Source organism: Streptomyces sp. CA-294286, from assembly GCF_050947155.1.
Classification (GTDB): domain Bacteria; phylum Actinomycetota; class Actinomycetes; order Streptomycetales; family Streptomycetaceae; genus Streptomyces.
Genome location: NZ_CP192005.1, coordinates 3,812,718 through 3,836,528 on the forward strand (window position 1 = coordinate 3,812,718; position 23,811 = coordinate 3,836,528).

Consider the following 23,811-nt stretch of genomic DNA (forward strand, 5'->3'; position numbering starts at 1 on the left):
CGGGTCCGGGCGCCGGTCAGCGCGCGGCCCCGAGGGCTGCCAGCAGGGGCTTGTGCGTCTCGGCGGGAAGGGTGCGGTCCACCCGTACGTCCGTACAACCCACCCACGAGGCCGCTTCCCACAGGGCCTCCGCCATGGCGGGCGCCGAACGCGGGGAATCCAGCGAGACCTGACGGGCCACCAGGGTGCTCCCCTCGCGGGCCGGGTCGGCGCGGCCGAGCAGACGGCCGCCGGAGAGCAGCGGCATCGCGAAGTACCCGTGGACACGCTTCGGCTTGGGGACGTACGCCTCCAGCCGGTGGGTGAAGCCGAAGACGCGCTCGGTGCGCGGGCGGTCCCAGATCAGGGAGTCGAACGGCGAGAGCAGGGTGGTGCGGTGCCGGCCGCGGGGGGCGGTGGCCAGGGCCCCGGGGTCCGCCCAGGCCGGCTTCCCCCAGCCCTCCACCTCGACCGGAACCAGGCCGGAGTCCGCGATCACCTCGTCCACCTGGGCGTTTTTCAGCCGGTGATAGTCGGCGATGTCCTCCCGGGTGCCGACGCCCAGGGAGCGGCCCGCGAGGGCGACCAGGCGGCGTACACACTCGGTGTCGGACAGGTCCTCGTGCTGGAAGGCGGTGGGGATCGCGCGCTCGGCCAGGTCGTACACCCGCTTCCAGCCGCGCCGCCGGGTGCAGACCACGTCGCCGTGCATCAGGGCGCGTTCGACGGCGATCTTGGACTCCGACCAGTCCCACCACTCGCCGCCGTTCTTCGCGCCGCCCAGCGCCGTCGCCGTCAGCGGGCCCTCGGCGCGGAGCTGCTTCAGGACGCGCTCGTACGCCCCGTCGGTGAGCTCGTGGTGCCACTGCGGGCGTGCGCGGTAGGCGCGGCGGCGGAAGGCGAAGTGCGGCCACTCCTCCACGGGCAGGATGCACGCCGCGTGCGACCAGTACTCGAAGGCGTGCGCCTCGTCGGCGTCGGAGGACCAGTAGGCCGCCTCGACCGTCCTGCGGTCCACCGCGCCCAGACGCGCGTACGGGACGAGCTCGTGCGAGCGGGCCAGTACGGAGATGGTGTCCAGTTGCACCGCGCCCAGGTGACGCAGCACCCCGCGGACCCCGGCGCGGCGGTCCGGGGCGCCCAGAAGTCCCTGTGCGCGCAAGGCGATTCGGCGTGCCTCGTCGGCGGAGAGGGCGACGGTGGCGGGCGGCTGGAAGGTCATGAGGAAAGACTAGAGGGCGGCACTGACAGGGGACCGGGCGCGGGGCAGGCGCCCCGGTCCGCCCGCGCCGGGAGGTAGGGGTGCAGCGCGGGCAGACCCAGGTCGGAGGGGAGCAGCGAGCCGGTCCAGGTGTCGCGTGCGGTGCCCTGATTGACCAGGCCGGCGCGCTGCACGCCCTCCATGGTGAAGCCGAGCCTCCGGGCGACGGCCCGGGACGGTTCGTTGCCCACCTCGGCACGCCAGATCAGCCGGTCCACGGCGTGCGTGGTGAGCATCCAGCGGATCACCTCCCCCGCCGCTTCGGTCACGTAACCGCGGCCCCGGTGCGGCCGCGCCGTCCAGTAGCCGAGTTCCCAGGTGCCGGGCAGCAGGTACAGGCCCACGCCGACGGCGGCGAGGAGCGGTCCGCCCTCGCGCGGGCGGACCGCGAAGTGGAAACCGGTGCCGGTGCGCAGGCCCTCGCCGGAGATCTGCTCGACGAAGTGCACGGCGTCCTCGTGCGCGTACGGCGAGGGGATCGTCGTCCAGCGCAGGATGTCCTGGTCCTGGACGGTCTGGAACACCTCGTCCGTGTCGGCTGCCGCGAAGGGGCGCAGAGCGAGGCGCTCGGTGTGCAGAGTGAAGGGTTCCATGAACGGATTGTGGCGGCGGTACGGGTCGCGGACGAACACTTTTCGAGTGGCGCCCGGCACCTTCGGCGCGTGCCGGACGTTCACCTTGCGGGTGACGGGGCGCCTTCCCCGCGACGGACCTCCCGAGGTGGCCGGGTCCTCGCTTACGATGGCCGTTGCGGTGGGGCCCGCCTGCCGTGCCCGCGCCAAAGTCACACAGACGTCGCCGAAGCCAGACAGACGTCATAGCCCAACCGACCCAGTGCACAGGCCCGACCGGCAAGGAGACCAGCCTCAGTGTCCGTCTTCAACAAGCTCATGCGTGCAGGCGAAGGCAAGATCCTGCGCAAACTGCACCGCATCGCGGACCAGGTCAACTCCATCGAAGAGGACTTCGTCAACCTCTCCGACGCCGAGTTGCGCGCCCTGACCGATGAGTACAAGCAGCGGTACGCCGACGGCGAGAGCCTCGACGACCTGATGCCCGAGGCCTTCGCGACCGTCCGCGAGGCGGCCAAGCGCGTCCTCGGCCAGCGCCACTACGACGTGCAGATGATGGGCGGAGCCGCCCTGCACCTCGGGTACGTCGCGGAGATGAAGACCGGTGAGGGCAAGACCCTCGTCGGCACGCTTCCCGCGTACCTCAACGCACTGTCCGGCAAGGGCGTGCACCTGATCACCACCAACGACTACCTGGCGGAGCGCGACTCCGAGCTGATGGGCCGGGTGCACAAGTTCCTCGGTCTTGAGGTCGGCTGCATCATCGCCAACATGTCGCCCGCCGAGCGCCGGGCGCAGTACGCCTGCGACATCACGTACGGCACGAACAACGAGTTCGGCTTCGACTACCTCCGCGACAACATGGCGTGGTCGAAGGACGAACTCGTCCAGCGCGGCCACAACTTCGCCATCGTCGACGAGGTCGACTCGATCCTCGTCGACGAGGCCCGTACACCGCTGATCATCTCGGGCCCGGCGGACCAGGCCACCAAGTGGTACGGCGACTTCGCGAAGCTGGTCGTGCGCCTCAAGAAGGGCGAGCCCGGCAACCCGCTCAAGGGCATCGAGGAGACCGGCGACTACGAGGTCGACGAGAAGAAGCGCACCGTCGCCATCCACGAGGCGGGCGTCGCCAAGGTCGAGGACTGGCTCGGTATCGACAACCTCTACGAGTCGGTCAACACGCCGCTGGTGGGATACCTGAACAACGCCATCAAGGCCAAGGAACTGTTCAAGAAGGACAAGGACTACGTCGTCATCGACGGCGAAGTCATGATCGTCGACGAGCACACCGGCCGCGTGCTGGCCGGCCGCCGTTACAACGAGGGCATGCACCAGGCGATCGAGGCGAAGGAGGGGGTGGACATCAAGGACGAGAACCAGACCCTCGCCACGATCACCCTGCAGAACTTCTTCCGCCTGTACGACGGCCTGTCCGGCATGACCGGTACGGCGATGACCGAGGCCGCCGAGTTCCACCAGATCTACAAGCTGGGCGTCGTGCCGATCCCGACCAACCGGGACATGGTGCGCATCGACCAGTCGGACCTGATCTACCGCACGGAGATCGCCAAGTTCGCCGCCGTCGTCGACGACATCGCCGAGAAGCACGCCAAGGGCCAGCCGATCCTGGTGGGCACCACCTCGGTCGAGAAGTCCGAGTACCTCTCGCAGCAGCTGTCCAAGCGCGGCGTCCAGCACGAGGTGCTCAACGCCAAGCAGCACGACCGTGAGGCGCCGATCATCGCCCAGGCCGGCCGCAAGGGCGCCGTCACCGTCGCCACGAACATGGCCGGCCGTGGCACGGACATCAAGCTCGGCGGCAACCCGGACGACCTCGCCGAGGCGGAGCTGCGCCAGAAGGGCCTCGACCCGGAGGAGCACATCGAGGAGTGGGCGGCCGCGCTGCCCGCAGCCCTGGAGCGCGCCGAGGCGGCCGTCAAGGCGGAGCACGACGAGGTCAAGGCGCTCGGCGGGCTGTACGTGCTGGGCACCGAGCGGCACGAGTCGCGTCGTATCGACAACCAGCTGCGCGGCCGTTCCGGCCGTCAGGGCGACCCGGGCGAGTCCCGCTTCTACCTGTCGCTGGGCGACGACCTGATGCGGCTGTTCAAGGCGGCGATGGTCGAGCGCGTCATGGCCATGGCCAACGTTCCCGACGACGTGCCGATCGAGAACAAGATGGTGACCCGGGCCATCGCGTCCGCGCAGTCGCAGGTCGAGCAGCAGAACTTCGAGACCCGCAAGAACGTCCTGAAGTACGACGAGGTGCTCAACCGGCAGCGCGAGGTCATCTACGGCGAGCGCCGCCGCGTCCTGGAGGGCGAGGACCTCCAGGAGCAGATCCGGCACTTCATGGACGACACGATCGACGCCTACATCCAGGCGGAGACCGTCGAGGGCTTCGCCGAGGAGTGGGACCTGGACCGGCTGTGGAACGCCTTCAGGCAGCTCTACCCGGTGAAGATCACCGTCGAGGACCTGGAGGAGGCGGCGGGCGACCGCGCGGGCATCACCGCGGAGTTCATCGCCGAGTCCATCAAGGACGACATCTACGAGCAGTACGCGGACCGCGAGCAGCAGCTCGGCTCGGAGGTCATGCGCGAGTTGGAGCGCCGCGTGGTGCTGTCCGTGCTGGACCGCAAGTGGCGCGAGCACCTCTACGAGATGGACTACCTCCAGGAGGGCATCGGCCTGCGTGCCATGGCGCAGAAGGACCCGCTGGTCGAGTACCAGCGCGAGGGCTTCGACATGTTCAACGCCATGATGGAAGGCATCAAGGAGGAGTCCGTCGGCTACCTGTTCAACCTGGAGGTCCAGGTCGAGCAGCAGGTCGAGGAGGTTCCGGTGTCGGACGCGGGTCCCTCGCTCAGCAAGGAGGACGCGGTGCCCGCGGGTGCCGCACGGCCCGAGATCCGCGCCAAGGGCCTGGAGGCGCCGCAGCGTCCCGACCGGCTGCACTTCTCGGCGCCCACCGTCGACGGTGAGGGCGGCATCGTCGAGGGCGACTTCGACAACGTGCCCGGCGGGCCGACCCGCTCGGCGACGGACGGGATGACCCGGGCCGAACGGCGCAAGGCACAGAAGAGCACGGGCGGGCGTCGCCGCAAGAAGTAGGCGTCAGGAGTAGCCGTACGCCTCGGGCGCGCACCCCTCGTGGGGTGCGCGCTCGCGTGCGTGGGGCGGGCGTGGTCCGGACGCCGCAGGGCGAGGGCCGCGGCCGTGCCGAGGGGGCGGGTGTGCGGTGCGGCGAAGCCGGGCCCAGGTTCGGTGTGGTCCCGGGGCCGGACCTGGTTGGGATGGGGCTCGGCAGGGATCGGGGCGGGAGCAAAGGCGGGCCGCGTTCAGACCCGGGCCGGGACCCGTTCGCCGCCGAGCTCCACGCTTCGATGAGGCTGGGCAGGGACCGGGCGGGGCTCAGGGGGGGGTCAGATCCGCGCCCGGGTCCGGTGCAGCCCCGGGGCCGGACCTGGTTCGGATGGGGCTCGGCAGGGACCGGAGCGGGGCTCAGGGGGGGCGGGTTCAGATCCGGGCCGGGACCCGCTCGCCGCCGAGCTCCACCGCGGTGCAGCGCCAGCGCCGGTCGGCGTTCTGTTCCAGCCGGAAGGCCATGGCCCGCAGCTGTCGGCCCGCGCCGATCATCGCGAACGCCTCGATCACGCCGGGGCAGGGTTCGAAGCCCCCGCACTTGCGGACGACGGGGCGCAGACCGCCCCTGGTCCGGAAGGGCGCCCCGGGAGCGAGCAGTACCAGCTGGTCGTACGCCTCCCCGAGCATCTGGTTGAGCATGCTGTGCGCCGGGCGCTCCCCGCTGAGGACTGCCAGCAGGAGTTCGGCGAACCGGTGCTGGGGCGTCGCGGGGCCGTGGCGCCGGGCCCGGGCGGCGGACGGGTGCGTCCCGCCGGGACCCGTCGTGCCGGCTCGCGTCGTGCTGGGGCCGGTGGTTCCGGGTCGGCTCGTGCCCGGTCGTCCCGCGCCGGGGCCGCGGGAGTCGCGGCGGGTGGTGACGGGCCCGGTCGTCGTCCTGTGCATGCTGTGCGCCCCGCTCTGCCTGGCCGGTGGGATACCGGGCGGTAACTTTTCGTTGGGCTTTCTTGTACGGGGTTGCCGCGCCCCCGACAAGCGGCGCCTACTCCACCGGTGAGGGGGCCGTTGAATCACTCATCAGGGTGGCCGGAGCCCGTGAGCGGAGGGTGGGCGTGGGGGGTGTGCGGCGCCGGGTGGACGGCGACGGAGGGGGACCGCCGCCCCGAAGGGGGACCCGGAACGTATCCTTGAGGCCCTGTCGAGAGGCGTTTTCGACCAGGAAGCCCGACGAGGAAAGCGGCATCCATGCGCGTCTACGTTCCCCTGACCCTCCCCGGTCTCGCAGCGGCGCACGAGGCCGGTGAGCTGGGCCCCGGCCCGCTCGTCGCGTACGCGGTGACGCCCGGACTGCGCGAGTGGTACGTGTCGGACGACATCGAGGAACTGGAGTACGCGGCCCTGGGCCGGGCGGCGTCGGCCTCGCTGCGGCTGATCGCCGAGGACCCCGCGGCCGAACGCCGCCGGGTGGTCCTCGCCGTCGACGTGGCGGACGGCGCGGTCACCTCGGACCCCGACGGGCGGGGCATGGACGCCGGGGCGATCGGCGAGGTGCGCGTCGAGGGCCCCGTACCGCTGAAGCGGGCCGCGGCGGTGCACGCGGACGCGGACGACGCCCTGAAGGACGTGAAGGCCGCAGCCGAGGCGCTGGGCGCGGCGGACCAGGGGGACGACGACGCGCAGTTCACCGTGGACGGCGCGGAGGACCACGAACTGCTCTGGTTCGGCATGCAGGAGGTCCCCGGCCTGATCGGCTGACGCGCCGTCCATGGGTCCGGTGTCGGGCGGGCGGTTGCGCTGTCAGGGGGCTGAACGGCCGGTTGCGGGGGATCTTCGGCATGGTCGGCTGACGCGCCGTCCATGGTCTTGGCGCCGGGCGGTTCCGCTGCCAGGGGGGCTCGACGGCCGGATGCGAGAGGTCCCGTCCGGTCGGCTGACTTGCCGTCCGTGGGACCGGCGTCGGGCGGTTGCCCGGCCAAGGGGCTCGACGGCCGTTGCGGGAGATCCCGCCCGGTCGGCTGACGCACTTCCCCTGATCCAGCGCCGGCCGGTCCCGCCGCCCAGGGACTCGGCAGTCGCAGTGCCCGGCCACTCGGGCGGCCCCGCCGACCTGGGATCTCGTGGCCGGGCGACCGCGTTGTCGGACCCGCTGGGTACCGTTCTGCCATGAGGACGCACCTGGTGTGGGACTGGAACGGCACGCTGCTCGACGACATCCACGCGGTCATCGGGGCTTCCAACGCGGCCTTCGGGGAGATAGGGCTCCCGCCCGTCACCCTGGCGCAGTACCGCGAGCTGTACTGCATACCGATCCCCCGCTTCTACGAGCGCCTCATGGGACGCCTGCCGACGGACGACGAGTGGCTCGTCATGGACGCCGCCTTCCACCGCCACTACGTGGAGCTGCGTGCGGCCTGCGGGCTGACCGAGGGCGTGGAGGAACTGCTCACCGGCTGGGGCGCGGCCGGGCGCACCCAGTCGTTGCTGAGCATGTACGGGCACGACGATCTGGTCCCGGTGGTACGGCAGTACGGCATCGAGCGGCACTTCGTACGGGTCGACGGCCGGACCGGCCCCTCCGGCGGCTCCAAGGCGGCGCACATGGCACGCCACCTGGCCGCCCTGGACGGCATCGACCCCTCGGCGATCATGGTGATCGGCGATGCCGTCGACGACGCGCTGGCGGCCGCGCACGTCGGGGCGGGCGCCGTGCTCTACACGGGCGGCTCGCACAGCCGTAAGGCCCTGGCGGCGGCCGGGGTGCCGGTGGTGGACTCACTGGCGGACGCGGTGCGGCTCGCCGAGGAGCTGTCCGGCTGAGCGCGCGGACAGCAAGGCTCCGGCCGGTCAACGCCTCCCGGGACGCGCGCCGGGTGGCGTGGTGACCGCCGCTCCCACAGCGTCTCCCGGGGTGGAAGTGGACAAGGCGTCGAACTCCTCCGCGCATTGTCCAACCGACGGCGAATAACGCCTGCCCGGCGCGGGGGGATAGCCTGGACCCGTGATCAGCGCGATACGCCTCGGGGGCGGTGCAGCCCCCGGCCTTCGCCCGGCGCACCACGGTGCCCGGGCCCTCGCTGATTCTCCGAACCCGGACGCAACCGACGCCGAGCCGATGAAAATGGCCGATAACGTCAACCACGTCACGGGGATCTCTCATCGCGGCATAACGTCGACCCTGACCGGAAACACCGCGTCGTGGCGTTGTGTCACCTTCTTCACCTACGTCACGCAACGGCGCGCGACAGGAGTCAGAGGACATGCAGACCAAGCTGGACGAAGCCAAGGCCGAGCTGCTCGCAAGGGCCGCCCGGGTTGCTGAGAACAGCCCGGCGGGGGGACTAACTCCGACTGGGTCCGAGAGCGACGGGGCGCCGGACCAGGAGGCCCTACTCGCGTACCTCCAGCGCTACTACCTGCATACCGCCCCGGAGGACATCGCCGACCGGGAGCCGGAGGACGTCTACGGCGCGGCGCTGTCGCACTACCGCCTCGCGACGAACCGTCCGCAGGGCACCGCGAACGTGCGGGTGCACACGCCGACGGTCGAGGAGAACGGCTGGACGTGCAGCCACTCCGTCGTCGAAGTGGTCACCGACGACATGCCCTTCCTCGTCGATTCGGTCACCAACGAACTGTCCCGGCAGGGCCGCGGCATCCACGTCGTGATCCACCCGCAGGTGCTGGTGCGCCGTGACGTGACCGGCAAGCTCATCGAGGTGCTCTCCAAGCAGATCACCGGCGAACTGCCGCACGACGCGATCGTCGAGTCGTGGATCCACGTCGAGATGGACCGCGAGACCGACCGCGCCGACCTCAAGCAGATCACCGCCGACCTGCTGCGCGTCCTGTCCGACGTCCGCGAGGCCGTCGAGGACTGGGGCAAGATGCGCGACAGCGCACTGCGGATCGCCGACGGGCTGTCCGACGAGCCCAAGGCCGGCGACCTGCCCGACCAGGAGGTCGAGGAGGCCCGCGAGCTGCTCCGGTGGCTCGCCGCCGATCACTTCACCTTCCTCGGCTACCGCGAGTACGAGCTGACCGGCGAGGACTCCCTGACGGCAGTCCCCGGCACCGGCCTCGGCGTCCTGCGCTCCGACCCCCAGCACCACGAGGACGACGAGACGCACCCCGTCTCCCCGTCGTTCTCCCGGCTGCCCGCCGACGCCCGCGCAAAGGCGCGCGAGCACAAGCTCCTGGTCCTGACGAAGGCCAACAGCCGCGCCACCGTGCACCGTCCCTCGTACCTCGACTACGTGGGCGTGAAGAAGTTCGACACCGAGGGCAACGTGGTCGGCGAGCGCCGTTTCCTCGGCCTGTTCTCCTCGGCCGCGTACACCGAGTCCGTACGGCGGGTGCCCGTCATCCGGCGCAAGGTCGCCGAGGTCCTCCAGGGCGCCGGCTTCACCGCCAACAGCCACGACGGCCGCGACCTGCTCCAGATCCTGGAGACCTACCCCCGCGACGAGCTGTTCCAGACCCCCGTCGACCAGCTGCGCTCCGTCGTCACCTCCGTGCTGTACCTCCAGGAGCGCCGCCGACTGCGGCTGTACCTGCGCCAGGACGACTACGGCCGCTACTACTCGGCGATCGTCTACCTGCCCCGCGACCGCTACACCACCGCGGTACGGCTGCGGCTCATCGACATCCTCAAGGAGGAGCTCGGCGGCACCAGCGTCGACTTCACCGCGTGGAACACCGAGTCGATCCTCTCCCGGCTGCACTTCGTCGTCCGCGTCGAGCCGGGCACGGAGCTGTCCGCGCTCACCGACACCGACGTCGAGCGCATCGAGTCGCGGCTCGCCGAGGCCGCCCGCTCCTGGGCCGACGGATTCGCCGAGGCCATGAACGCCGAGCTGGGCGAGGAGCGCGCCGCCGAACTGCTGCGCCGGTACGGCAACGCCTTCCCCGAGGGCTACAAGGCCGACCACTCGCCGCGCTCCGCCGTCGCGGACCTCGTGCACCTGGAGCAGCTCGGCAAGGACGGCAAGGACTTCGCCCTCAGCCTGTACGAGCCGGTGGGCGCCGGCCCCGGCGAGCGACGGTTCAAGATCTACCGCACGGGCGACCAGGTCTCCCTGTCCGCCGTGCTGCCGGTGCTCCAGCGGCTCGGCGTCGAGGTCGTCGACGAGCGCCCGTACGAGCTGCGCTGCGCCGACCGCTCGCACGCCTGGATCTACGACTTCGGGCTGCGCATGCCGCAGAACCTCGGCGGCAACAGCGCCGGGGACTACCTCGGCGACGACGCCCGCGAACGGTTCCAGGACGCCTTCGCGGCCGTCTGGACCGGCGCCGCCGAGAACGACGGCTTCAACTCCCTGGTGCTGGGCGCCGGACTGAACTGGCGGCAGGCGGTGGTGCTGCGCGCGTACGCGAAGTACCTGCGCCAGGCCGGCGCCATGTTCAGCCAGGACTACATGGAGGACACCCTCCGCACCAACGTCCACACCACCCGGCTGCTCGTCTCCCTCTTCGAGGCGCGGATGTCGCCGAACCGTCAGAGGGCGGGCACGGAACTCACCGACGGGCTGCTCGAAGAGCTGGACGGGGCGCTCGACCAGGTCGCCTCGCTCGACGAGGACCGGATCCTCAGGTCGTTCCTCACGGTCATCAAGGCGACGCTGCGCACGAACTTCTTCCAGAAGACGCAGAGCGGCGCCCCGCACAGCTACGTCTCCATGAAGTTCGACCCGCAGGCCATCCCCGACCTGCCCGCCCCGCGCCCCGCGTACGAGATCTGGGTGTACTCGCCGCGCGTCGAGGGCGTGCACCTGCGCTTCGGCAAGGTGGCACGCGGCGGTCTGCGCTGGTCGGACCGGCGCGAGGACTTCCGTACCGAGGTCCTCGGCCTCGTCAAGGCGCAGATGGTCAAGAACACCGTCATCGTGCCGGTGGGCGCCAAGGGCGGCTTCGTCGCGAAGAACCTCCCCGACCCCTCGGTGGACCGCGACGCGTGGATGGCCGAGGGCATCGCCGCGTACCGGACGTTCATCTCGGCGCTGCTGGACATCACCGACAACATGGTGGCCGGCGAGGTCGTCCCGCCGCAGGACGTCGTACGGCACGACGAGGACGACACGTACCTCGTGGTCGCCGCCGACAAGGGCACCGCGACGTTCTCCGACATCGCCAACGAGATCGCCGTCGCGTACGACTTCTGGCTCGGCGACGCCTTCGCGTCCGGCGGCTCCGTCGGGTACGACCACAAGGGCATGGGCATCACCGCCCGGGGCGCCTGGGAGTCCGTCAAGCGGCACTTCCGCGAGCTGGGGCACGACACGCAGAGCGAGGACTTCACGGTCGTCGGCGTCGGCGACATGTCCGGTGACGTGTTCGGCAACGGCATGCTGCTGAGCGAGCACATCCGCCTGGTGGCCGCCTTCGACCACCGGCACATCTTCATCGACCCGAACCCGGACGCGGCGCTCTCGTACGCCGAACGCCGCCGCCTGTTCGAGCTGCCGCGCAGCTCCTGGGCCGACTACAACAAGGAACTGCTGTCGTCCGGCGGCGGCATCCACCCGCGCAGCGCCAAGTCCATCCCGGTCAACGCCGCGATGCGCGAGGCGCTGGGCCTGGCGGCGGGCGTCTCCAAGATGACGCCGGCCGACCTGATGCAGGCCATCCTCAAGGCGCCGGTCGACCTGCTGTGGAACGGCGGCATCGGCACGTACGTGAAGTCCTCCGTGGAATCCCACAGCGACGTCGGCGACAAGGCGAACGACGCGATCCGCGTCAACGGCGAGGACCTGCGGGTCAAGGTGGTCGGCGAGGGCGGCAACCTGGGCGCCACCCAGCTCGGCCGCATCGAGTTCGCCCGCACGGGCGGCCGGATCAACACCGACGCCATCGACAACAGCGCCGGTGTGGACACCTCCGACCACGAGGTGAACATCAAGATCCTGCTCAACGGACTCGTCACCGAGGGCGACATGACCGTCAAGCAGCGCAACAAACTGCTCGCACAGATGACCGACGAGGTCGGCGCGCTGGTGCTGCGCAACAACTACGCGCAGAACACCGCGCTGTCGAACGCCGTCGCGCAGTCGTCCTCGCTGCTGCACGCGCACCAGCGCTTCATGCGCAGGCTCTCGCGGGACGGACACCTGGACCGGGCGCTGGAGTTCCTGCCCAACGACCGCCAGATCCGCGAACTGCTGAACAGCGGGAAGGGCCTCACGCAGCCCGAACTGGCCGTCCTCCTGGCGTACACCAAGATCACCGTCGCCGAAGAGCTGATCTCCACCGGGCTGCCGGACGACCCGCACCTGCGGGTGCTGCTGCACGAGTACTTCCCGCGCGCACTGCGCGAGGAGTTCGCCGAGCAGATCGACGGGCACGCGCTGCGCCGCGAGATCATCACGACGGTGCTCGTCAACGACACGGTGAACACCGGCGGCTCCACCTTCCTGCACCGGCTGCGCGAGGAGACCGGCGCGTCCACCGAGGAAGTCGTACGGGCGCAGTTCGCGGCCCGCGCGATCTTCGGCCTGAGCGACGTCTGGAACGCCGTCGAGGACCTCGACAACAAGGTCGCCGCCGACGTCCAGACCCGCATCCGCCTGCACTCGCGCCGCCTGGTGGAGCGCGGCACCCGCTGGCTGCTCGGCAACCGCCCGCAGCCGCTGGAGATCGGCGAGACCATCGCCTTCTTCAGCGAGGGCGTGGCGAAGGTCTGGGACGACCTGCCGGGGCTGCTGCGCGGCGCCGACCTGGAGTGGTACCAGGGCATCCTGGAGGAGCTCACCGGGGCGGGCGTGCCGGAGAAGCTGGCACTGCGCGTGGCGGGCTTCTCCTCGGCCTTCCCGATCCTCGACGTGGTGGCCATCGCCGACCGCATCGACAAGGCGCCGATGGACGTCGCCGAGGTGTACTACGACCTGGGCGACCGGCTCGGCATCACGCAGCTCATGGACCGCATCATCGAGCTGCCGCGCGCCGACCGCTGGCAGTCCATGGCCCGTGCGTCCATCCGCGAGGACCTGTACGCGGCGCACGCCGGCCTGACCCAGGACGTGCTGTCCGCCGGCAACGGCGCCGCCACGCCGGAGCAGCGGTACAAGGCGTGGGAGGAGAGGAACGCGGCCCTGCTCGGGCGTGCGCGCACCACCCTGGAGGAGATCCAGGGCTCGGACGACTTCGACCTGGCGAACCTGTCGGTGGCGATGCGGACGATGCGCACGCTGCTGCGCAACCGGGTCTGAGTCCGCCGAAGCGGCCGAAGGCAGCGCCCCCACCACCTGTACAGGCGGTGGGGGCGCCCCCTTGTCGTCCGCCGCCGCCCCCGAGCGGGCGACGGCGCCCCGAGCGGGCCTGGACGCCCGGGAGGCGCTCACCGGTGTGTTCCCGGGCCCCGGACGGCCACGGCGTTCTCCCGGGCCCGCACGGAAGTCTCCAGGGCCGCGCACGCCCCGTGGCCCGCGAGCGAGGGGGGTTACGGGGCGGCGGGAGCGCCGACCGAGGAACGCCAGAGCCGGCGGCACGAGCACAGCGCGGCGGCCAGCAGGAGCCCGTTGCGTACGACCATGAGCAGGCAGCCGTACGCGGTGCTCGCGCTGACGTGCCCGTACGCCAGCGGGTAGGCCAGGGTGCTGACGGCGGCGGCCGCCAGCAGGAGGACAGCGACGGGGCGTTGCGTGGTCTGCCGCACGGTGAGACAGACCGCGGCCAGGCCGATCAGCCAGATCATGTACTGCGGACTGATCACCCGGCTGGTGACGACGAAGAGCAGCACCGCGCACAGGGCGGCGTCGCAGACGGTCGCCGCGTGCCACCGCCGCGCCCGCACCCGCCAGAGCAGCAGCCAGCAGAAGGCGAGCGCCGTCAGCAGCAGCGAGGCCTGCGCGACGGCCGAGACGTGCGGACCGACGAACTCCATGGCCCCGTACCGGTATTCGACTCGGTGGGCGCCCTCCTGCGGCAGTCCCGTCAGCCGGGCGAGCGCGAGCAGCGTGCCGCCCATGGACTCGATCTGCACCCCCCGGTTGCCCTGCTGGCGCAGGAAGTCGAAGGTGTGCGAGAACGCCAGCGCGAGGACCCCCAGCAGGACGGCGGCGGACGCGACGGCGGACCCCCAGGCGGCCCTGGTGGTACGTCCGCGGGGCGTGCCCAGCAGGGCCAGGGCCGGCCACACCTTCACCAGCGCGCCGACCGCGGCCAGCGCCCCGCCCAGCACCGGACGCCCACGGGAGGCCAGCAGGGCGAGCAGCGAGAGGACCGCCAGCGCGGTGACCTGGACGTCGTAGCGCACCAGCGGCAGGTGCATCAGCAGCGGCAGCCCGGCCACCCACACCCACGCGCCCGCGCGTGTGCGCGTGCCGCTCGCAGGGCGTCCGGCGCGGGCCAGCGCGACGGCGACGACGGCGTCGACCAGAAGGGTCAGGGCGACGAACGCCTGGAAGTAGCTGAGGCCCGGCAGCAGGGCCGGGGAGAGGATGACCAGCGCCGCACCCGGCGGGTACTGCCACATGACGTCGTCGAGGGGGAAGGAACCGGTGACCAACTGCCCGTACCAGTGGAAGTAGATCCGGTGGACCTCCCCGTTGATCTCCTCGCCGACCTGCCCGAACAGACCGGCCACCAGAGCCACTTGGAGGAGCCGGGTGAGGCCCCAGACGGCGCCGAGCCGAACGGCGGAGCGCCCAGGGGCGCGGGCGGGAACGGGCGCCCCGGGGGCCGGGGAGGCGGCCGGGGTGCTGGGAGCGAGGTGCGGGGGCGTCATCGCGGGGATCTTAGAACGTCCGTCCCCGGGGCCGGTGGCCGCGCCCTTCGCACCGCCCGTTTCCCCCGGCCGACGGCCCTCGCCCTCTCGACGTGCTCGGGGCGGCAGGCCCCGCCGCCTGAAAGTGTGGCGGATGTGGCTCAGTGTTGACAACGAGGGTGAATAAGCAGCGCTCTTGAGAGATCCTCTTGGTGCTGACGTCACAGGGAGAGAACATGCACCAGTCCGCTTACGACCAGATGGCCCTCTGCGTGAAGGAGTACATGCCCGTATCGAAGCGACACCGCGTCGTCGACCTCGGTTCGCGCATCTCGCCTGGTCAGAGCCTGACCCACCGCGCACTGCTCGCCAACCACAAGATCGATTACGTGGGTGTCGACGTGCTCGACGGGCCGAACGTGGACCGGGTGATGAGCGATCCGTACCGCATCCCGCTGAAGTCGCGGAGTGCCGACGTCGTCCTCTCCGGCCAGGCATTCGAGCACATCCCGTTCTTCTGGGCCTCGATCATGGAAATCGGCCGGGTGCTGCGGCCCGGCGGGCACGCCTTCATCACCGCGCCCTCGCGCGGCAACCCGCACGATGCGCAGGACTGCTGGCGCTACTACCCGGACGGCTTCCGGGCGATGGCCGCGTACTGCGGGCTCGAACTGCGCGAGGCGTTCACCGACTTCCCGCCCAAGAAGGGCATCAGGCACGACTACGAGGCCATCGACGCCAAGCACGCCTACTGGGGCGACTCCGTCGGGGTCTTCCGCAAGCCGCGCCTCGCCCCCCACCTGCCGTACCGCATCTCCCGGGCGATCGTCCGCGAGGTGACGATCCGCTGGGCGAACCACATCGGCGGGGTCGAGGGCATTCCGGTGCCGGGCGCGATCGCCGGCCGCGAGCTGGCGGGCCGCCCGAAGCAGGTGCCGGCACCGGCGGTGGCCGGAGAGAAGTAGCCGCGACGAAGAGGCAACCGCGGACGGGTGGCCGCAGACGACCCGGCCGCGGGCCGACGGCGGCGGTGAAACGCGGGCAACGGCGAAACGCGGGAAACGGCGAAACGGGAGGCATCGGCGAAACGGCGACGGTGAGCAGCCGGGACGCGGTGCGACGGCCTTCCGGGACATTCGTCTCCGTCACGCCGCCGCTTCTTTTCGCACCGGGACGCCTCACTGGTGAGTCGATTTCAGGCCACCCTTGCGGCAATTCTTTTCAGCCGTGGCCGGAAGTCGGCAGGTAGGGCCCCATCCGCCGTACGGGTGAGGTGTGCGGACCCGGCAGAAGGAGTGCAACGGCTCTGGTGGCGGGCCTGCGGGCCCGGAGGAGCGGTGCCCCGCAGGCATTCACCGCCGGAAACAATTGGCTCGATCCGAGCGACGAACAAGCAACTCCGGCCGCCGTCACGGCCCTTATCGCGACCCCACGTCCGGACAAAGCATCCCCGACGTGCCTGCTCGGCAGGTGTGCCCTGCGATAAACCACGAAACTCGATGTTGTCGAGATATAGGCGAGGAGGCGGTTTAACGCGTACTGTCCGTGCGCATGGTATGGCGTAACGCCGTGAATGGCGTCCTTCAGCAACTGACCGGCTACCAGCTGCGACGCGTCCCGGTTCCCGGCCAACGGCCACGTCAGGCGGCGCGCCCCGCGCCCGTCGTTCCCGCCCCCGCGGCAGCACCCAAGCCCAAGCCCAGCCCCGGGATCAAGTTCCCCGCGGACTACGACGAGGGGGCGAAGGACATCATCCGTGCGGTGAAGCCGTACTCGATGACCTCGCCCGAGCGGCTCAACGCCTTCATCCTGGCCACCCGGCACATCGTGAAGCACAACATTCCCGGCGCGGTCGTGGAGTGCGGTGTGTGGCGTGGCGGCAGCATGCAGGCCTGTGCGAAGACCCTGCTCGCGGAGGGTGTCGACGACCGCGAGCTGTACCTCTTCGACACCTTCGAGGGCATGACGCCGCCCACCGAGGAGGACAAGCGCCTGGACGGCAGGTCCGCGCAGGAACTCCTCGACATCCAGGGCAAGGACCGGCCGATCTGGGCCGTCGCCACCCTGGACGACGTCAAGTCCGGGTTCGAGAAGGTGCCCTATCCCGAGAAGCGCGTCCACTACGTGCAGGGCAAGGTCGAGGACACCGTTCCGGGCGAGGCCCCGGAGCAGATCGCGATCCTCCGTTTGGACACCGACTGGTACGCCTCCACCAAGCACGAGCTGCAACACCTGTACTCGCGCCTGGTGAGCGGCGGTGTGCTCCTGATCGACGACTACGGGTACTGGCAGGGCTCGCGCCAGGCCGTCGACGAGTTCCTTGAGGAGACCGGCGAGCAGTTGCTGCTGCTGCGCATGGACGAGGGGCGCATCGCGGTCAAGCCGTAGTACGTGGTGCGGCGGTCGTGAGGTACGAGGAGGGGTCCCGCGGGCAGCCGCGGGACCCCTCCTTCGTCGTTGGGCCGTCCTCAGCGCAGTTCGGCCGGCAGCAGCTCGGAGACCGCCTGCTGGTGCGGGAAGACGGCACCGTCGTGGGCGTCGTCGTGCGCCGGGCCGGGCGCGGGGGCCGGGGTGCGGTCCTCCAGGGGGACGAAGCGGGGCAGGTCCTCGGTCTGGCCGAGGAAGACGCGGCGCACGACCCGCTCGGCCGCCCGCCCGTCGTCGTAGGGGCAGAACCGGGCGCGGAACGCGGCGCGCAACTGCGCGGAACGCGAACCCCGCCAGTGGCCGGTGCGGAAGATGTCGATCAGTTCGTCGTCGTTGCGGGCGATCGCGCCGGGCGGGAAGCTCCGGATGTCGAAGTAGGTGCCGCGGGCCGCCTCGTAGGCCTCCCAGTCGTCGATGTGCAGGACGATCGGGCGGTCGAGGTTGGCGTAGTCGAACATCAGCGACGAGTAGTCGGTGACCAGGGCGTCGGCGGCGAGACAGAGTGACTCGATCGAGTGATGTTCGCTCACATCGACGATTCGGGCGCTGCTGTGGGAACCCGGCCGGTACAGCGGCCCGTTGGCTGTGTAGTGGGCACGGGTGAGGATCACGTGCCGCGGCCCGAGGGACCGGGCGAGGCGTTCGAGGTCGAGCGTGAGCCGCTGGGTCCGCCGGTAGTCGCGGTGCGTCGGAGCGTAGAGGACGGCGGTGGTGCCCTCGGGGAGGCGAAGCGATTCACGGATGCGGGCGACGTCCTGGGCGGTGGCGTTCTGGAGGACGTCGTTGCGGGGGTAGCCGAGATCGAGGGTGGCGTAGTCGGAGGGGTAGGCCCTTCCCCAGACGAGCGAGGAGTGGCGGTTGGAGGACAGCAGGTAGTCCCACTTGTCGGTGTTCGCGAGCAGTTCCCCGAAGTCCGTGCCCGCGGCGGGGCGGTCCTGGAGGTCGAGGCCCATCCACTTCAGCGGGGTGCCGTGCCGGGTCTGGAGGAAGACCTGGCCGCGGCGCTTGACCAGGCGGTGGTCGAAGTCGCCGTTGTTCACCAGGTACTTGGCGCGTGCCAGCGTGCTCCAGTACGCGGCCGAGCCGGGGCGCAGGCGGCGGGTGCCGAGGGGGACGGTGTGCTGGTGGGCCGGTGCGGCGATCCACGCGGTGCGGACGTGCGGGGCGAGTTCGCGGACCTTCGCCTCGATGGCGGCCGGGTTGCAGGAGTACCCCCGGTCCCCGTACGCGGCGAAGACGGCCTGGTCCTCGCGCACGGGAAGCCGCAGCTGGACGCGGTAGTGCAGCCGCAGGACGGCGGCGCGCAGGGTGCGCAGGACGGCCAGGGCGCGCCGGGTGGCCGCGCGGCGCGCCGCCTGGCCGGCGGTCAGGGCGCGGTACGTGCGGTGGCCGCCGAACCGTACGAGGGCGTGCCGCAGCCGGGTGCGGGGCGAGGGCGCCGCGAAGCGGGGCACGGCGGGTGCGCCGGGCGAACCGAAGGGGGCGGGGGAGGCGGGGTCGCCCAGCAGGCCCTGGGCGCGCAGGGCCGCGTCGGCGGCGGCTCCGGCGCGCAGGGCCGCGGCGTCGCCCGCCGCGGTGCCGGGAACGGTGCGTGCGGCCGCCCGGGAGGTACGGGGGCCCCGGGCGGTGCGGGCGGCCCGGAAAAGTCGGCCGGGGCGTGCGGCGTCGGGGAGGGCGGTGGGGGTGGCGGCGGTCTGGTCGGTGGTGGTGCGGGCCGAGGCGGCAGCGGTGTCGGCGGACGTGCTGGTGGGACCGGCGGACGTGCTCGCGGTGGCGGTGCTCGTGGTGTCGGCGGGTGTGGTGGCGCTGTCGGTGGGCGCGACGGTGGGGGAGTGCTGGTCGGAGGGCGCCGGGAGCGCTCCTGCGGGGACCTGCGGCGTCGTGCGGGAGCCTTCGGCGGGTGAGGTGCCCGCCGCGGGTGAGGTGCCTGCCGCGCCGCGGACGGTGCTGCGCCGACGGTGGGCGGGCAGACGGCCGCGGGCACGGGCGCTCGCCGCGTCCAGGGTGCGGTACTGGCGGCAATGCGCGCGGGCGCGGCGGAAGAACTCGGCACGGCTGCCCCGGGGAAGGCGGCCGGGCCGGGCGAGGACGGTGCCGAAGTGGTCCAGCATCCGGCGGTAGACGACCGGCCGCCACCCCGCGAGCTGCGGACGGGAGTCCAGGAAGGCGAAGACCCGGCCGTACTGGTCGAAGAGGTCGAAGTGCTGGAGCGAGGCGGTGGCGAGGGTGGTGCCCCGGCGACGGTGCCGGTGGCGGACGCACACCTCGTCGAGGGTGGCGAGGGAGGCCGCCGACATCAGGACGGCGTACGTCCAGGGGGTGTCCTCGTAGGAGCCGGACGGGAAGGCGAAGCCGTGCCGCTCGACGAACTCCCTGCTGTACGCCTTGTTCCAGGCGACCATCGGGACGCGCAGCAGACCCGGCCGGTCGGCGAGGGTGAAGGAGGCGGGCCCCTCCTCGTGCAGCTCCCCGGCGAACCGGTTGCTTTCGCTCTCGCCCGTCCAGAACGTACGGACGTGGTCGAAGACCAGGACGTCCGGCGAGTCGGTCTCCTTGAGCCGGTCGGAGACGGACTGGAGCGCTCCGGGGGCCAGGGTGTCGTCGCCGTCAAGGAAGAGCAGGTAGTCGCCGCGGGCATGACCCGTGCCGTGGTTGCGGGCGTGCCCCGGGCCGATGTTCTCCGGCAGGTGCAGGGGGCGCACACGGGGGTCCCGGGACGCGTACTCGTCGATGAGCTCGCCGCACGCGTCCGGCGAACAGTCGTCCACCGCGATCAGTTCGAAGTCGTCGAAGGACTGGGACAGCACCGAGTCCAGGCACTCCTCCAGGTATTCCTGGACCTGGTAAGCGGGCACGATCACGCTGAACCGGGGCACGGCACATCCATGGGGTCGTCGGCGCGGACAGTGACGGCGCTCCGCCGGGCAGGCGGGTGAGCCGTCTGCCCGGCAACGGGCCACGGGCGGAAACGGTTACGCGGATTGCGGCATACGGGGGAAGTTCGCCAAAGAGCCGACACGAAAGGGTGGTTCGGCCGCTCCGGGCCGAACCACCCTCACGCACCCCTGTGTCGCGCGGACACGTCGCGGTTACTTCACCGCACCCGCCATCACGCCGGACACGAACTGCTTCTGGAACGCGAAGAACACGATCAGCGGGATGACCATCGACACGAACGCGCCCGGGGCGAGCACGTCGATGTTGTTGCCGAACTGGCGGACCTGCTGCTGGAGCGCCACCGTGATCGGCGGACTGGTGGCGTCCGCGAAGATCAGCGCGATCAGCATGTCGTTCCACACCCACAGGAACTGGAAGATGCCCAGCGAGGCGATCGCCGGGCCGCCCAGCGGCATGACGACCCGGGTGAACAGCCGTATCTCGCCCGCTCCGTCGAGCCGGGCCGCCTCCAGGAGCTCGCGGGGGATCTCCGCGAAGAAGTTGCGCAGGAGGAAGATCGCGAAGGGCAGGCCGAAGGCGACGTGGAAGAGGACCACGCCCATCGTGGTCTCGAAGATGCCGATGACGCCGAACATCTTCGCCACCGGCACGAGTGCCACCTGCACCGGCACCACCAGCAGCCCCACGACGACCATGAACCACCAGTCGCGGCCCGGGAAGTCCATCCACGCGAAGGCGTACCCGGCGAGCGAGCCGATCACCACGACCAGCACCGTCGCGGGCACGGTGATCAGGGCGGTGCTCAGCAGCGAGTTGATCACGGTGTCGTTCTGGAGGACGGCCTCGTAGTTCTTGACGGTCAGCTCCGCGGGCGCGGTGAAGACCTTCCACCAGCCGGTCGCCGCGATGTCGGACGCGTCGCGCAACGAGGAGATCAGCAGCCCGACGGTCGGCATCAGCCAGAACAGCCCGACGAGGACCAGGACGACCCGCAGCAGGCCGCCGCCCGCCATGGCCGCGACGCGTGCGGGAAGGGACCGTTTGGCCTTCACGGATTCGGCGGCGGATGTCATCGGCCCTGCTCCTTCCGCATGCGCCGGATATTGAAGAGCATCACCGGAATCACCAGGAGCAGCAGGAACACCGCGATGGCGCTGCCGAGGCCGAGATCGGCGTCGCTGCCGAACGACGACTGGTAGAGCTGGAGCGCGAGCACGTTCGCGTCGTCCAGCGAGTCGCCCGGCGCGATGATGAACACCAGGTCGAAGATCTTCAGCACGTTGATCATCAGCGTGACCGTCACCACCGCGAGGACCGGTGCCAGCATGGGCACGGTGATCCGGCGGAACACCTGCCACTCGTTGGCGCCGTCCACCCGTGCCGCCTCCAGGAGTTCACGCGGCAGGCTCGCCAGCCCGGCCGCGATCAGCACCATCGCGAAGCCCGCCCACATCCAGACGTACGAGCCGATGATGGCCGGCGTCACCACGTGGGGCCCCAGCCAGTTGACGCCGTTGTACTGCTCGCGGAAGTTGCTCGCGGGCAGCTTCAGTTCGGCCCCGTCCGCCTTCGAGGAGAGCGAGAAGGTGCCGTCCGCCGCCGCCTTCGTGGACTCGACGACCTGGCCGTCCTTGATCGCCTCGATCTTGAGGCCCTTCAGGCCGGACTCCTTGCTGTCGATGGTGTTCGGCTTGCCGCCGCCGCCCTTGGTGAAGTCCAGCCACGCCGTTCCGGTGATCCGGTCGGCGGCGGGGGCCGGAGCCTTGGCGGGAGCGGCGTCCTTGGGCATCTGCGCGGGCGGGACGCCGATCAGCGGCAGACTGACCGGGGTTCCGGCCCGTACCGGCTCCTTGGTCACGTACGCGCCGCCGCCCGCGGCCTTCAGCGGGTGCACCGGCAGCGGTCGGGCCTTGGGGAAGCCGGACGACTCGACGAACGTGTCGTGCACCGTCACCCAGGCCGCGTTGGCCACCCCCCGGTCCGGGTCCTGCTCGTACACCAGCCGGAAGATGATGCCCGAGGCGAGCATCGAGATCGCCATCGGCATGAACACGATCAGCTTGAACGCGGTTCCCCAGCGCACCCGTTCGGTGAGCACGGCGAAGATCAGTCCGAGCGCGGTGGAGACGGTCGGGGCGACGACCACCCAGATCAGGTTGTTCTTGATCGCGGTGAAGATGGTGGGGTCGCTGAAGAGCGTGAGGTAGTTGTCGAGGCCCACGAAGCCCGCGCCCGACTTGTCGAAGAGGCTGCGGTAGACCGAGTACCCGATCGGGTAGACCACGAGCGCGCCCAGCAGGACCAGCGCGGGCAGCAGGAAGCTGATCGCGACCAGTTTGCGTGTGCCTGTCACGCTCTTGCGTTTGTCCGGTGCGGCGGGGGGCGGCGTCACGCTCGCCGCACCCCCCGCGGTCGCTGAGCTCACGGCGTCAGTTCTTGTACGCCGCGGCCGCTTCGGTCTCCAGCTTCTGCTGCGTGCCCGCGACGTCCTTCGGGTTGCGCAGGAAGTCCTGGAGGATCTTCCACTCGCCCTTGCCGGGCGTCCCGCCGAACGACTGCGGCGCCTGGTCCGACATGTCGAAACGGAAGTCGTCGCCCGCGTCGATCAGGGACTTGGCGATGTCGCGCAACGTGTCGTTCGGGTACGCGGACGGGTCCACGGACTTGTTCGGCGAGAGGAACCCGCCGGCCCCCGCGGAGATCTGCGCCGCGTCGGTGGACGCCAGGAACGTCATCAGGGCCTTGGCCGCCTTGGTGTCCTTCAGCGCCACCGCGACGTCGCCGCCGGTCACCACCGGGGACTCCGCCCCGACCGCGGGGAACGGGAACACCTTGGCATCCGTGCCCAGTTCGGCCTTGGTCTGACCGATGTTCACCGCGACGAAGTCGCCCTCGAACACCATGGCGCCCTTGGGGGTCTCGCCACCGGTGAAGACCTGCTCCACGGACTTCGGGAACGGCGTGCCGACCGCACCCTTCGCACCGCCGACCAGGTAGTTCTCCTTGCCGAAGAGCTGGCCGAGGGTGGTCAGCGCCTCCTTCACGGACGGGTCGGTCCACTTGATCCTGTGCTGGGCGAGCTGGTCGTACTTCTCCGGGCCCGCCTGCGAGAGGTAGACGTTCTCGAACCAGTCGGTGAGCGTCCAGCCGTCCGAACCGCCGACCGAGACCGGGGTGACGCCGGACTGGGAGATCGTCTCCGCGGTCTTCAGGAACTCCGGCCAGGTCTTCGGCTCGGTGGCGCCCGCGTTCTCGAAGACCTTGGTGTTGTACCAGATCAGCGACTTGTTGGCGGCCTTGTAGTACACCCCGTACTGGGTGCCGTCGACGGCCGCGATGTCCTTCCAGCCCTTGGTGTAGTTCTTGTCCAACTGGGCCTGGGTGGCGCTGTCGAGCGGCTTCAGCCACTTCTTCGCCACGGCCTGCTTGAGCGCGCCCGGCTGCTGGAGCAGCGCCACGTCCGGGGGAGTGCCGCCGGAGATCTTCGAGCCGAGGTACGTCAGCATGGCGTCCTGCGTCGGCACGTAGGTGACCTTGGCCCCCGTGCGGTTCTCGAACTCCTTGAGCACCTTCTTGAAGTTCTCGGCCTCCGCGCCGGTCCAGACTGCGATGACCTGGAGGCTCTCGCCGTCCAGCTTGGGGAGGGGGAGGGCGTCGGCGGGAGCCGTGGTCGCGCCCGAGGCGCCGCCCGTCTCCTTGGGGCCGCCCGGCTTCTCCTCGCCGCCGCAGCCGGTGAGCGCGAGCGCGCCCGCCGCGGCGAAGACGACTGCCGTCCGGCGTGCCCGCCTGCCCGCCCAGCCGGTGCCGCTCGCGGCCCCGCTGCTCCCCTTGGACGTCCTCCGGTGGTGAAGAGTTGTGCGCATCCCTGCCCCGTCTCTCCTGTGCGCGTA

At 70.8% G+C, this 23,811-nt stretch carries 14 protein-coding genes; 6 read left to right on the top strand and 8 right to left on the bottom strand.

The window, feature by feature from the left end:
• Positions 1–16: 16 nt before the first annotated feature.
• A complete protein-coding gene (locus ACQPZG_RS21670; RefSeq protein ID WP_433547389.1) occupies positions 17–1,201 on the bottom strand; it encodes a winged helix-turn-helix domain-containing protein in 1,185 nt (394 codons plus the stop codon).
• Positions 1,198–1,833 carry a GNAT family N-acetyltransferase gene (locus ACQPZG_RS21675; protein WP_433547390.1) on the bottom strand — a complete coding sequence of 212 codons (636 nt, stop codon included), beginning with the start codon at positions 1,831–1,833 and terminating at the stop codon, positions 1,198–1,200. Before ACQPZG_RS21675 ends, ACQPZG_RS21670 begins: the two co-directional genes overlap by 4 nt.
• A 276-nt stretch (positions 1,834–2,109) precedes the next feature.
• Here ACQPZG_RS21675 and secA point away from each other — a divergent pair, with 276 nt between their 5' ends.
• Positions 2,110–4,929, top strand: a complete 2,820-nt coding sequence (gene secA / locus ACQPZG_RS21680; RefSeq protein WP_433547391.1) for a preprotein translocase subunit SecA — start codon at positions 2,110–2,112, stop codon at positions 4,927–4,929.
• A gap of 405 nt (positions 4,930–5,334) precedes the next feature.
• On the opposite strand, the gene ACQPZG_RS21685 is transcribed toward secA, so the two are convergent.
• A complete protein-coding gene (locus ACQPZG_RS21685) occupies positions 5,335–5,844 on the bottom strand; it encodes an Rv3235 family protein (RefSeq protein WP_433547392.1) in 510 nt (169 codons plus the stop codon).
• A gap of 300 nt (positions 5,845–6,144) precedes the next feature.
• On the opposite strand from ACQPZG_RS21685, the gene ACQPZG_RS21690 reads away from it, so the two are divergent.
• From ACQPZG_RS21690 to ACQPZG_RS21700, 3 genes are all read left to right on the top strand, one after another.
• On the top strand, positions 6,145–6,654 hold the full coding sequence (locus ACQPZG_RS21690) for a DUF6912 family protein (RefSeq protein WP_433547393.1): 510 nt from the start codon (positions 6,145–6,147) through the stop codon (positions 6,652–6,654).
• 408 nt (positions 6,655–7,062) lie between these two features.
• Positions 7,063–7,716, top strand: coding sequence for an HAD family hydrolase (locus ACQPZG_RS21695; protein WP_433547394.1), 654 nt, complete (start codon positions 7,063–7,065; stop codon positions 7,714–7,716).
• A 440-nt stretch (positions 7,717–8,156) separates the two neighbouring features.
• Complete coding sequence (locus tag ACQPZG_RS21700; protein ID WP_433547395.1) at positions 8,157–13,100, top strand: NAD-glutamate dehydrogenase; 4,944 nt, start codon at positions 8,157–8,159, stop codon at positions 13,098–13,100.
• A gap of 230 nt (positions 13,101–13,330) precedes the next feature.
• Here the strand turns inward: ACQPZG_RS21700 and ACQPZG_RS21705 are convergent, their stop codons facing one another.
• A complete protein-coding gene (locus ACQPZG_RS21705) occupies positions 13,331–14,617 on the bottom strand; it encodes a glycosyltransferase 87 family protein (RefSeq protein WP_433547396.1) in 1,287 nt (428 codons plus the stop codon).
• A 215-nt stretch (positions 14,618–14,832) separates the two neighbouring features.
• Here ACQPZG_RS21705 and ACQPZG_RS21710 point away from each other — a divergent pair, with 215 nt between their 5' ends.
• A complete protein-coding gene (locus ACQPZG_RS21710) occupies positions 14,833–15,561 on the top strand; it encodes a methyltransferase domain-containing protein (protein ID WP_185031685.1) in 729 nt (242 codons plus the stop codon).
• A 586-nt stretch (positions 15,562–16,147) separates the two neighbouring features.
• The gene (locus ACQPZG_RS21715; protein WP_433547397.1) at positions 16,148–16,984 is read left to right on the top strand and encodes a TylF/MycF/NovP-related O-methyltransferase; all 837 of its coding nucleotides are present in this window, start codon (positions 16,148–16,150) and stop codon (positions 16,982–16,984) included.
• A gap of 80 nt (positions 16,985–17,064) precedes the next feature.
• Here ACQPZG_RS21715 and ACQPZG_RS21720 read toward each other — a convergent pair whose 3' ends face one another.
• The 4 genes from ACQPZG_RS21720 to ACQPZG_RS21735 form a co-directional block, all read right to left on the bottom strand.
• Positions 17,065–19,899: a CDP-glycerol glycerophosphotransferase family protein gene (locus ACQPZG_RS21720; protein WP_433547398.1), complete on the bottom strand. Its 2,835-nt coding sequence runs from the start codon at positions 19,897–19,899 to the stop codon at positions 17,065–17,067.
• Positions 19,900–20,112: 213 nt separating this feature from the next.
• Positions 20,113–20,994: a carbohydrate ABC transporter permease gene (locus ACQPZG_RS21725; RefSeq protein WP_433547399.1), complete on the bottom strand. Its 882-nt coding sequence runs from the start codon at positions 20,992–20,994 to the stop codon at positions 20,113–20,115.
• The gene (locus tag ACQPZG_RS21730) at positions 20,991–22,346 is read right to left on the bottom strand and encodes a carbohydrate ABC transporter permease (RefSeq protein ID WP_433547400.1); all 1,356 of its coding nucleotides are present in this window, start codon (positions 22,344–22,346) and stop codon (positions 20,991–20,993) included. The genes ACQPZG_RS21725 and ACQPZG_RS21730 overlap by 4 nt, the downstream gene beginning before the upstream one ends.
• Positions 22,347–22,350: 4 nt before the next feature.
• On the bottom strand, positions 22,351–23,784 hold the full coding sequence (locus tag ACQPZG_RS21735; RefSeq protein WP_433547401.1) for an ABC transporter substrate-binding protein: 1,434 nt from the start codon (positions 23,782–23,784) through the stop codon (positions 22,351–22,353).
• Positions 23,785–23,811 lie beyond the last annotated feature (27 nt).